Below are 10,622 nucleotides of genomic sequence, written 5' to 3'. Positions count from 1 at the left end.
ATCCCATGCCGCTCGACACGCCGCTCTCGGTGACGGACCGCCTCTTCTTCAGCGAGCTCGACCGCGCGGGGTCGGAACGCATTCTCAAGGAGGCGCTGGCCGGCGCCGAGGATGGCGAGCTGTTCCTCGAATACCGCGAGAGCGAGATGATCTCGCTCGATGACGGCCGCATCCGCTCGGCCAGCTTCGACGCGACCAAGGGCTTCGGCCTGCGCGCCGTGGCGGGCGAGGCGGCGGGCTATGCCCATGCCGGCGAGCTGAGCGAGGCGGCGCTGAAGCGGGCGGCGGAGACGGTCGGCGCGGTGCGGCAGGGCCGCAGCGGCACGCTCGACGTCGCGCCGCGCGCGACCAATGCCCGGCTCTACGAGGACGCCAATCCGCTGGCGCTGCTGGACTTCGCGGCCAAGACGAAACTGCTGGCCGAGATCGACGCCTATGCCCGCGGCCGCGACCCGCGGGTGAAGCAGGTGATGGCGAGCCTCGCCGGCGAATGGCAGGCGGTGCAGATCCTGCGCCCGGACGGCACCCGCGTCGCCGATATCCGGCCGCTAGTGCGGCTCAATGTCGCCGTCGTGGTGGAGCAGGACGGGCGGCGGGAGACCGGCAGCCACGGCCTGGGCGGCCGCTTCGACTATGCCCGCATCGTCGCCGAGCCGGTCTGGCAGGGCGCGGTGCAGGAGGCGCTGCGCCAGGCGCTGGTGAACCTCGACAGCGTGCCGGCGCCGGCCGGCGAGATGGAGGTGGTACTCGGCCCGGGCTGGCCGGGGATCCTGCTGCACGAGGCGATCGGCCATGGCCTCGAGGGCGATTTCAACCGCAAGAAGACCAGCGCCTTCGCCGGCCTGCTCGGCCAGCGGATCGCGGCGCCGGGCGTGACGGTGATCGACGACGGCACCATCCCCGACCGCCGCGGCAGCCTGACCGTGGACGACGAGGGGACGCCCTCTAACCGCACGGTCCTGATCGAGGACGGCGTGCTGGTCGGCTTCCTGCAGGACCGGCAGAATGCGCGGCTGATGGGCGTCAAGCCGACCGGCAATGGCCGCCGGCAGAGCTTCGCGCATATCCCCATGCCGCGTATGACCAACACGGTGATGCTGGGCGGCAAGCACACGCCGGACGAGATCATCGGCAGCGTCAAGCGCGGGCTCTATGCCGTGAATTTCGGCGGCGGGCAGGTGGACATCACCTCGGGCAAGTTCGTCTTCTCGGCCTCCGAGGCCTATCTGATCGAGGACGGCAAGCTGGGCGCGCCGGTCAAGGGCGCAACGCTGATCGGCAACGGGCCCGACTCGCTCACCAAGGTGGCGATGGTCGGGAACGACATGGCGCTCGACCCCGGCATCGGCACCTGCGGCAAGCAGGGCCAGGGCGTGCCGGTGGGGGTCGGGCAGCCGACGCTGAAGATGGCGGGGCTGACGGTGGGCGGCACCGCCGTATGATCCGCCAGGCGCGCCCGGCGGAGGCGCCGCTGCTCGCGGCCATCGTCGAGCGCGCCTATGGCCCCTGGGTGCCGGTGGTCGGCCGGCGCCCCTTCCCGATGGACGACGACTACGCCGCGCGCATCGCCGCCGGCGAGGCCTGGGTGCTGGAGGACGCGGGCGCGATCCGCGGCCTCGTCGTCATCGAGACGCATGCCGACCACCTCATGCTCGACAATATCGCGGTCGACCCGGCGCGGCAGGGCAGCGGCGAGGGGCGGGTGCTGCTCGACTTCGTGGAGGCGGAGGCGCGGCGGCGCGGCCTGCCGGAGGTGCGGCTCTATACCAATGTGCTGATGGAGCGGAACATCGCGCTCTATGCGAAGCGCGGCTATGCCGAGACGGAGCGGCGGCAGGAGAAGGGCTTCGCGCGGGTGTTCATGGCGAAGCGGGTGGGGTGAGGCGGCGGGCCGCCCAGGCCTCGACCCCATCCAAAGCCCGCAGGACCACCGCCGCCGCGGCCTGCACCCGGTTCAACTGGCCCGCCTGTTTCGCCGGGTCCGCCGGATAGACATGGGAGAGGCGGTTGCGCAGCTTGACGGCGTCGAGGAAGCGGTCGGCCGCGTCCAGCACCCCGATCTTCTCCATGTAGTCGAGGACGTCGCGGCGCGACATCCGGTCGGGGTCGCGTGCCAGCTCCCGTTCCGCGATCTGGCGGAAGACCTGGTCCTGCAGCGTGTTGACCAGGTTCTCGAAGCGCTTGATGAGCGCATCGGTGCGCTCGCGCTGGTCCTCGTCCAGCGCGGCGACGCCCGCGGCGTCGAGCGGAAAGAATGGCGCCAACCGCTCCCGCGACCGGCGCAGCGCCTGGGCGATGGCCTGCGCGGCCCGGATGGCCTCGGCGAGGTCGGCCTCGGTCAAATCAGCACGCCCGTCTGCAGAGCCACCTCGTCGATGCGGCGCGCAGTATCCTCGCGGCCCAGCACCAGCAGGTCGGTGTGCCGGTCGTCCAGCGCGTGCTCGATCGCCATCGCAACGCGGTCGGCGACGCTCTCCGCCGGCGCCCGTCCCGGCACCAGCACATGCAGGTCCAGGTCGCCGCCCCGTGCCTCCAGCCGCGCCCGGCTGCCGAAGACCCGCACCTCCGCCGCCGGCCCGAAATGCTCGGCCACGATGCGCTTCACCGCCGCGATCTCCTCGGGCAGCAGGCGCACCGGCGGCGTCACCTCACACCTCCGCGTGCCGCAGCGCCCGGCCGGCATCGCCGCCCCAGGCGCGCTCGTAGAGCTGCAGCAGCCGGTCCGCCTGGGTCAGGCCGCTCGCCACGATCTCGTCGAGCGGCGCGAGATAGACCTCCTCGCCCAGGCCGCGCGCCTTGAGCCCGTCGCGGGCGATCGCCACCATGTCGCGCGCCACGTCCCGCAGGCTGCGGCCGCGGATGCTGGCCCCCAGCGCCTCCCGCGGCACGGCCAGCCGCAGCGCCCGGATCTCCTCGACCGTCCAGTCCCGCGTCAGCGCCGCGGCCGCCTTCTGCGCGGCGTCGTCATAGAGCAGCCCGACCCAGAGCGCCGGCTTGGCCACGATCATCGCCGCGCTGCCGGCATCCGAGCCGCGCATCTCGAGGAAGCGCTTGAGGCGGACGTCGGTGAAGGCGGTGGTCACGTGGTCGGCGAAGTCGCCCATGGTCGCGCGCTCGCCCGGCAGCAGGTTCAGCCTGCCGTCGAGGAAGGCGCGGAAGCTCGCCCCTGCCGCGTCCAGCCACTTGCCCTCACGCATGACGAAGTACATCGGCACGTCGAGCAGCCATTCGGCAAAGCGCTCGAAGCCGAAGCCCGGCTCGAAGACCACGGCCGGGATGCCCGTCCGCGCATTGTCGGTATCCGTCCAGACCTGCGCCCGCATGCTGCGGAAGCCGTTCGGCCTGCCTTCGGTGAAGGGGCTGTTGGCAAACAGCGCGGTCGCCACCGGCTGCAGCGCGAGGGAGATGCGCAGCTTCTCGACCATGTCGGCCTCGTCGCCGTAGTCGAGATTGGCCTGCACCGTGCAGGTGCGCGTCATCATGTCGAGGCCCATCGAGCCCACCGTCGGCATGTAGCGCCGCATGATGGCGTAGCGGCCCTTCGGCATCCACGGCATCTGCTCGCGCGCATGCAGCGGGTGGAAGCCGAGCGGCGCGAAGCCGATCTCCATCGGGCCCGCCACCTCGTGCACCTCGCGCAGGTGCTGCTGCAGCTCCGCCCAGGTGGCATGCAGGTCCGGCAGCACGGCGCCGGACAGTTCCAACTGCCCCGCCGGCTCCAGGCTGATGGAGGCGCCGCCGCGCTTCAGCCCGATCGGGTTGCCGTCGTCGAGGATCGGCGCCCAGCCCTTGCCCTGCAGCCCCTCGAGCAGCGCGCGGATGCCGTGCGGCTCGTAGGGCGGCGTCGCGAGATCCCCGCGATGGAAGCCGAACTTCTCGTGCTCCGTCCCCACGCCCCACTCGCCGCGCGGCTTGCTGCCGGCGGCGAACCATTCGGCAAGCTGCCGAACGGAGGTGATCGGCGTCAGGTCCGCCTCGCCGGGATTCGACATCCTGCCCTTCCAGTGTCCTCGGGCCCTGGGCGATCGCCCGGCACGATCAGGTTGTATTCCAGTCGCCGGCAAGCGCCTGCAGCACCGCCAGGCCCGCCACCGCGGCGGTTTCCGCCCGCAGGATGCGGGGCCCGAGGGAAACCGTCGAAACAAAGGCACGGCGGCGGAGATCGTCAAGCTCCGCCCGTTCGAACCCGCCCTCCGGCCCCACCAGCCAGGCCCAGGGCCCGACCGGCAGGCCCTGGGCGAGGGCGGCGAGCGGCGGCGACTCCCGCCGCTCGTCGCCGACCAGCAGCGGCGTGCCATCCCATGCATCCAGCACCGCATGCAAGGGGGCGGCCGGGGCGATGGCGGGCACCGTCAGCCGGCCGCATTGCTCGGCCGCCTCCTGCGCGATGCTGGAAAGGCGCCCCGTATTGACGCGGTCCGTGATGCTGCGGCGCGTCAGCACGGGCTGGATGGCGCCGATGCCGAGCTCGGTCGCCTTCTCCGCCATCCAGTCCATGGCGTCGCGCTTGACCGCCGTGACCAGCAGGCGGGTGGCGGGCGCCACCTCCTGCGCGCGGGTCCGCCGCTCGGGCCTGACCAGGCAACGGTCCTTGCGGAGTGCGGCGATGCGCGCCTCCCACTCCCCGTCCCGGCCATTGAAGAGCAGCACCGCATCGCCCGGGGCCCGGCGCATGACGCCGCCGAGGTAATGCGCCTGGGCGGAGGTGGCCGGGACCTCCCGGCCTTCCTCCAGCGGCTGGTCCAGGTAGAGGCGCGGGGTGGACATGCGGCCCTTTCGCTGACACGGAGCCCCAATTCAAGGGCACAGCATGCAAGGCCATACCGACATCCGCACCCAGGGCCTGGTGGCCCGCCTGCCCGCCGGCTGGCGGCCCTATGCGCTGCTGGCGCGGCTGGACCGGCCCATCGGCTCCTGGCTGCTCTTCCTGCCCGGGCTCTGGGCCTTCGCCGCCGTGGCGCCGGACCGGGGCACCGGGCTGTGGCTGACGGCGCTCTTCGGCATCGGCGCTATCGCCATGCGCGGGGCGGGCTGCGTGGTCAACGACCTCTGGGACCGCGACATCGACCGGCGGGTGGAGCGCACGCGCGGCCGGCCGCTCGCCTCCGGCGCGGTCACCCCCGTCCAGGCGCTGGTCTTCCTGGCCGGGCTCTGCCTGGTCGGGCTGCTGGTGCTGGTGCAGCTGAACGGGGCCGCGATCCTCTTCGGCCTCTGCTCCCTGCTGCCGATCCTGCTCTATCCGCTGGCCAAGCGCGTCACCCATTGGCCGCAGGCCATGCTCGGCCTCGTCTTCTCCTGGGCGGCGCCGCAGGGGGTGGTGGCGGCGACCGGGGCGCTCGGGCCCGTGGCCTGGCTGCTCTGGGCCGCCGGCTTCTGCTGGATCCTCGGCTATGACACGATCTATGCCCACCAGGACCGCGAGGACGACGCGGCGGTCGGCATCGGCAGCACGGCGCTGCGCTTCGGGGAGCGGACGCGGCCCTTCCTCGCCGCCTGCTATGCCGCGATGCTCGGCCTGCTCGCCGCCGCGGGCTGGGCGGCGGGGCTGGCCTGGCCCTACCTGCCGGGCCTGCTGCTGCCGGCGGCGCTGCTGGCGCGGCAGGTGGCGACGCTCGACATCCACGACCCCGCTCACTGCCTCCGCCTCTTCAAGGCGAACCGTGAGGTGGGGCTGGCCGTCGCCGCGGCCTTCCTGCTGGGCCGGCTGTGAGGGACCCGGAGGCCTTCATCCGCGCCCAGACGGCGATCGCCCGGCCGGCCCTGGTACCGGAGATCCCGCTGCATCTGGCCACCGAGATCACCCCGATCTGGCAGGCGACCGAGGCCTGGCTGCAGCAGGAGGGGATCGAGCCGCCCTTCTGGGCCTTCGCCTGGCCCGGCAGCCAGGCCATGGCGCGGCTGATCCTGGACGACCCTGCCCGTGCCGCCGGGCGACGGGTGCTGGACTTCGCGGCCGGCTGCGGCCTGGCCGCCATCTCCGCGGCCAAGGCCGGCGCCGCCCTGGTGGAGGCCGCCGAGATCGACCCGCTGGCGCTGGCCGCGACCCGGGTGAATGCCGCGCTGAACGGCGTCGCGGTAGCGACGCCCGCGGGCGACGTGGTCGGCGCCGCCTGCCGCTGGGACCTGATCCTGGCCGGCGATGTCTGCTACGAGGCGCCGATGACCGGCCATATCCTGCCCTGGCTGCGCGCCATGGCGGCGGCGGGGGCGGAGGTCTGGCTGGCCGATCCCGGCCGCGCCTATGTCCCGCGCGAAGGGCTTCTCGAAGTGGCCCGCTTCGAGGTGCCGACGACGCGCGAGCTCGAGGACCGCGACAGCCGCCGCGTCACCATCTCCCGCCTGCTGCCCTGAGCCCGGGCCGCGCCGCGGCGGCCAAGCCTCGCCCCGCGGGGTGCGTCCAGCCGGGGGCCGGAGGGAATGGCGGCTCATCGCGTCGCCACCTCGAGGAAGCGGATCAGCGCCGCCAGCTCCGCAGGCTCCCCCACCCGTTGCACCGGCATGCGCGTGCCGGGGGTGACCAGGTCGGGGCCGCGGGTGAAGAGGTCCGCCACCGTCTCCGGCGTCCAGGTGATGTCGCCGCGGGCGAGGCGCTCGGAATAGGCATAGCCCGGCACGCTGCCCATCCGCCGGCCGAAGAGGCCGTGCAGCGTCGGCCCGGCCATGGGCCCCTCCCCATCCGTCAGCGCGTGGCAGGCGCTGCAGGCGCGCCAGACCCGGGCGCCCTCCGGATCGGCGCCGGCAGGCAGCGCGGCCTCGGACACCGGCGCGACGGGGCCGAGCGGCGCGCCCGTCGCCGCATCCCAGCGCCGTACCCGCCGGTCCTGCCCGCCGGTCCAGAGGCTCCGGCCATCCGCGGCGAAGGTAACGGACCAGAGCGGCAGGCCCGGTCCCTCCAGCGTATGCAGCAGGCGGCCATCGGCGACCGACCAGAGCCCGGCGCTGCCGCCCATGGAGGCCGCGGCCAGCACCCGCCCGTCCGGCGAGGCGGCCAGCGCCACCACCGGTCGGCTGCCCGCCGCCATCTCCCGCACCGTCCCGTCCGGGCCGAGGATCCGCACTACGCCATCCGCTCCTCCGGCGGCGAGCGCCCCGCCCGGCAGCGCCGCAAGCGCGTTCTGCGGCAGGCCGAACTCCGCCAGCACGCGGCCGCCGCCCGATCCGCCCGTGGTGTCCCAGAGTCGGAGGGTACCGTCCGCCCCGGCGCTGGCGAGGCCCGCCGGGAGCCAGGCGAGGCCGCCCACCGGCCCGGCATGGCCCTGCAGCACCCGCGCCGTGCCGTCCCGGGCCCAGAGCCGCACCGTGCCGTCCCAGCCGCCGGAGGCGAGCACCCCGTCCGGCGCCGCGGCCAGCGCCGTGACCGGGCCGTCATTCCCCTCCAGCACCCGCAGCGGCTCGGCCGCGCCGCCGGCGGGCCAGAGGGCGATGCGCCCCTCCTCCCCCGCGCTGGCCACCCCGCCGCCGGGCAGCGCGGCCAGCGCCGAGAGCGCCCCGGCATGCCAGCGCATCACCCGCCGCGCCTTCCCCGCCGCCGGGTCCCAGAGGATCACCGCTTGGTCGAAGCCGGCCGAGGCGAGCATCCCGTCCGCGAGCACCGCCAGCGCCCGCACCGGCCCACCATGGCCGGCGAGGTCCTGGGCGCGCGGGGACAGCGGCACAAGCGCGAGGACGAGTAGCAGGATCAGTCGCACAGGTCGGGAATTCCGAAGCGGCACCGGAGGAGAACGCGGCTTTCGGACAAAGGCGGCCGGGGAAATGTGGCAAGAATGTGCAGCCGGCGGGACCTGGACCGGGATCTGGAGGGGTGGGGCGGGACGCATGGATCGGCCTCCGGCAGCGCGGGCACGTTATAGGAATAATTTCCAGAAACGGCAAGCCGGGGATGGAGGCGGCCGAGGGTCCCGCCGTCCGGACCGCGCTTCCCGCGGCAGGCTTCGTCGTTGCATCCGGGCAGGCAGCGGCGCAGGCTCGGCCCTCGCATTGCCTTGCGGCCGATACGCCGCCGCCGCAGTCCCGGCGCGCTCCCCTCCGGGACACCCGCAGGGAAGGCCGCCGCTTCCCTACCGACGCCGCTTCGCTCCACCGCCGCGACCGACGAGTGCACAGGAGGCAACGGACATGAAGGGCAGACGCATGGCGATGACCCTGGCGACGGCCGCCCTCCCGGCGGCGCTCGGCGGCATCGCCCCCGCGGCGCAGGACCGCTTCGCGGTGACGGTGCCGGACGGGCTCTCGCTGGCCGAGTTCCGGGGCTACGAGACTTGGCAATACGTCGCCGTGAGCGCGACGGAGGAGGGGCTGAAGGTCATCGCCGCGAACCCCGCGATGATCGAGGCCTACCGGGCCGGCGTGCCGGGCAGTGGCCGGCCCTTCCCCGAGGGCTCCATGGTCGCCAAGATCGAGTGGTCGCGGCAGGCCAGCGCCGAATCGCCCTATGCGGTGACGGTGCCGGGCGTCCTGAAATCGGTCTCCTTCATCGAGAAGGACACCAAGCGCTTCCCGGCCACGGCCGGATGGGCCTATGCCCAGTATGCCTATGACGCCGCCGCCGATAGCTTCCGGCCGAGCGTGACCGGCACCGCCTGCGGGCATGCCTGCCACACGGCGGTCGCCGCGAAGGACTATATCTTCACGGCCTATCCGATGCGGTGAGCGACTCGCCGGCGCTCAGGCGGTGATGCCGCCATCCACGTGAAGCACCTGGCCGGTGACGTAGCCCGCGGCCGGGGAAGCGAGGAAGAGGATCGCCGCCGCCACCTCCTTCGTCTCGCCGAGGCGGCGCAGCGGGATGCGGCCGATCCGCTCCTCGAAGGCCTTCGGGTCGAGCGCGGCGTGCGCGCCCGGGTCCTTCCGGGTGAAGCCGGGCGCGACCGCGTTCACCGTGATCCCCGGCGCCCATTCGATGGCGAGCGCTTTGACCAGCGCCTCCAGCCCCGCCTTGGCGGCGGCGGAGGCGGGGAAGAGCGGCTGCTCCAGCCGGAAGACATGCGCCACGAAGGAGGAGACGGCGACGAGGCGCGGATGCTCACCGCGCGCGAGATGCGGCCGGGCGGCGCGGGCGAGGCGCAGCAGGGCGAGGGTGATCGAGTCGTGGCTGCGGGTGAAGGCCTCGTCGGTCAACCGGTCGATGGGCGTGCGGTCGGCGAAGCCGGCATTGGCGATGACGACGTCGAGTCCGCCGAGGGCGGCCGCGGCCTCCTCCACCGCCCGCTCGGGTGCCCCGGCCTCCGCGAGGTCGCCGAGCAGGGTGTGGGCGGTGGCGCCGCGCTCCCTGACCTGGGCGGCCATGTGCTCCAGCCCTTCCCGGTTCTTCCGCGTGTGCAGGGCGATGGCATTGCCCGGCGCGGCGAGCAACCGGCAGCAGGCGGCGCCGATGCCGCTCGCCGCGCCGGTGATGAGGTAACGCCGCGCCATCCTGTCCTCCGACCTGCATCCGTCATTCCGCGACGCGCCCCGCCCATGCCGGCAGGGCCCCGCCGCAAGGCACAGAAGACCATCGGCGGCGCGCCATGACCATCCTGTCCGCCGCGGGGCGGGGCGGATTGCGTGGGTCGCAGGGCCGCCGCATTCTGCCCGCCCAACCGATCCAGGGGGAAACGCGCGCGATGCTGACGGTGCTCGAGCCCGAGGGGCTCTATCCCGATACCAGGCTCGAGCAGGAGATCCTCGGCCCCGGCGTCCGCATCCTGCAGGGCAACGCGAAGGCGAGTATCGCCGAACTGCCGGACGCGCTGCTGGCCGAGGTGGAGGGGCTGATGACGCTCCGCATGGCGGTCCCGGCCGAGCAGGTCGCGCGCTTCCCGAAGCTGAAGGTCGTCGTCCGCATGGGCGTCGGCTACGACCGCGTGGACCGCGCCGCCTGCGCCGCGCGCGGCATCACCGTCTGCAACGTGCCGGACTACGGCACCATGGAGGTGGCGGAGTTCGCCGTCCTCCTCGCCCTCTCGCTCCGCCGCGGCCTCATCCTCTACCACGACACCCAGCGCGGGCCGGACCCGGCGCCCTGGTCCGTCCTGCAGTCGCCGCTGCACCGGCGGCAGCAGGTCCAGACCTTCGGCATCCTCGGCCTCGGGCGCATCGGCAGCGCCGCCGCGCTGCGCGCCAGGGCCTTCGGCTACCGCGTGGTCTTCCACGATCCGAACCAGCCCAATGGTTGGGACCGCGCGCTCGGCATCGAGCGCGCCCGTTCGCTGGACGAGCTGCTGGCGCAGTCGGACGTGCTCTCCATCCATTGCCCGCTGACGCGCGCGACGCGCGGCCTGATCGGGGAGCGGGAGCTGCGCCTGCTGCCGCGGAACGCCGTCGTGGTGAACACCGCGCGCGGCCCCATCCTCGACATCGATGCGCTGGAGCGCTGCCTGCGCGACGGCCATATCGCCGGCGCTGGCCTCGACGTCATCCCGGAGGAGCCGCCGAAGGAGCCGATCCCCTCGCTGCTCCGCGCCTACCGGGACCGGGAGCCCTGGCTCGCGGGGCGCCTCGTCATCACGCCGCACATCGCCTTCCACACGCCCGAGGCCTGGGACGACATCCGCCGCCTCGGCGCCGAGACCATGCGCGACGTGCTGGTCGAGGGGCGTAAGACCAACGTCATCCCGCCCGAGAGCGAGTGACCTCCGGCGCGC

Annotated in this window: 12 protein-coding genes; 6 read left to right on the top strand and 6 right to left on the bottom strand. The window is 73.6% G+C overall.

The annotated features are described in order from the left end of the window. The first annotated feature begins 5 nt into the window (after positions 1–5). Both tldD and Q7A36_RS19330 read left to right on the top strand, forming a co-directional pair. Complete coding sequence (gene tldD, locus Q7A36_RS19335; RefSeq protein WP_305105376.1) at positions 6–1,442, top strand: metalloprotease TldD; 1,437 nt, start codon at positions 6–8, stop codon at positions 1,440–1,442. Then, complete coding sequence (locus tag Q7A36_RS19330; RefSeq protein WP_305105375.1) at positions 1,439–1,882, top strand: GNAT family N-acetyltransferase; 444 nt, start codon at positions 1,439–1,441, stop codon at positions 1,880–1,882. Before tldD ends, Q7A36_RS19330 begins: the two co-directional genes overlap by 4 nt. Here the strand turns inward: Q7A36_RS19330 and Q7A36_RS19325 are convergent. The 4 genes from Q7A36_RS19325 to Q7A36_RS19310 are packed head-to-tail and all read right to left on the bottom strand — an operon-like array spanning position 1,860 to position 4,767. After that, a complete protein-coding gene (locus Q7A36_RS19325) occupies positions 1,860–2,342 on the bottom strand; it encodes a hypothetical protein (RefSeq protein WP_305105374.1) in 483 nt (160 codons plus the stop codon). The two genes, Q7A36_RS19330 and Q7A36_RS19325, sit on opposite strands and share 23 nt — an antisense overlap. Next, a complete protein-coding gene (locus Q7A36_RS19320; RefSeq protein ID WP_305105373.1) occupies positions 2,339–2,647 on the bottom strand; it encodes a nucleotidyltransferase domain-containing protein in 309 nt (102 codons plus the stop codon). Before Q7A36_RS19320 ends, Q7A36_RS19325 begins: the two co-directional genes overlap by 4 nt. Before the next feature lies 1 nt (position 2,648). Further along, entirely contained in the window at positions 2,649–3,992 is a 1,344-nt protein-coding gene (locus Q7A36_RS19315; RefSeq protein ID WP_305105372.1) for a glutamate--cysteine ligase, read from the bottom strand. 46 nt (positions 3,993–4,038) lie between these two features. Then, positions 4,039–4,767 (bottom strand): 16S rRNA (uracil(1498)-N(3))-methyltransferase, encoded by a 729-nt coding sequence (locus tag Q7A36_RS19310; protein ID WP_305105371.1) that lies wholly within the window; start codon positions 4,765–4,767, stop codon positions 4,039–4,041. A 43-nt stretch (positions 4,768–4,810) separates the two neighbouring features. Here Q7A36_RS19310 and ubiA point away from each other — a divergent pair, with 43 nt between their 5' ends. Together ubiA and Q7A36_RS19300 are read left to right on the top strand one after the other, a co-directional pair. Continuing rightward, positions 4,811–5,710, top strand: a complete 900-nt coding sequence (gene ubiA, locus Q7A36_RS19305) for a 4-hydroxybenzoate octaprenyltransferase (RefSeq protein ID WP_305105370.1) — start codon at positions 4,811–4,813, stop codon at positions 5,708–5,710. After that, the gene (locus Q7A36_RS19300) at positions 5,707–6,351 is read left to right on the top strand and encodes a class I SAM-dependent methyltransferase (protein ID WP_305105369.1); all 645 of its coding nucleotides are present in this window, start codon (positions 5,707–5,709) and stop codon (positions 6,349–6,351) included. Before ubiA ends, Q7A36_RS19300 begins: the two co-directional genes overlap by 4 nt. A gap of 74 nt (positions 6,352–6,425) precedes the next feature. Here Q7A36_RS19300 and Q7A36_RS19295 read toward each other — a convergent pair whose 3' ends face one another. Continuing rightward, positions 6,426–7,688: a hypothetical protein gene (locus tag Q7A36_RS19295; RefSeq protein ID WP_305105368.1), complete on the bottom strand. Its 1,263-nt coding sequence runs from the start codon at positions 7,686–7,688 to the stop codon at positions 6,426–6,428. 427 nt (positions 7,689–8,115) lie between these two features. Here Q7A36_RS19295 and Q7A36_RS19290 point away from each other — a divergent pair, with 427 nt between their 5' ends. Beyond that, complete coding sequence (locus Q7A36_RS19290) at positions 8,116–8,649, top strand: cytochrome P460 family protein (protein WP_305105367.1); 534 nt, start codon at positions 8,116–8,118, stop codon at positions 8,647–8,649. A gap of 15 nt (positions 8,650–8,664) precedes the next feature. Here the strand turns inward: Q7A36_RS19290 and Q7A36_RS19285 are convergent, their stop codons facing one another. After that, complete coding sequence (locus Q7A36_RS19285) at positions 8,665–9,411, bottom strand: SDR family NAD(P)-dependent oxidoreductase (protein ID WP_305105366.1); 747 nt, start codon at positions 9,409–9,411, stop codon at positions 8,665–8,667. Positions 9,412–9,506: 95 nt separating this feature from the next. On the opposite strand from Q7A36_RS19285, the gene Q7A36_RS19280 reads away from it, so the two are divergent. Further along, positions 9,507–10,610 carry a C-terminal binding protein gene (locus Q7A36_RS19280; RefSeq protein ID WP_305105365.1) on the top strand — a complete coding sequence of 368 codons (1,104 nt, stop codon included), beginning with the start codon at positions 9,507–9,509 and terminating at the stop codon, positions 10,608–10,610. The last annotated feature ends 12 nt before the right edge of the window (positions 10,611–10,622 follow it).

The sequence above is a fragment of the Paracraurococcus lichenis genome, assembly GCF_030657435.1.
Lineage (GTDB): Bacteria > Pseudomonadota > Alphaproteobacteria > Acetobacterales > Acetobacteraceae > Paracraurococcus > Paracraurococcus lichenis.
This window is presented reverse-complemented; position numbering and strand designations above follow the sequence as displayed.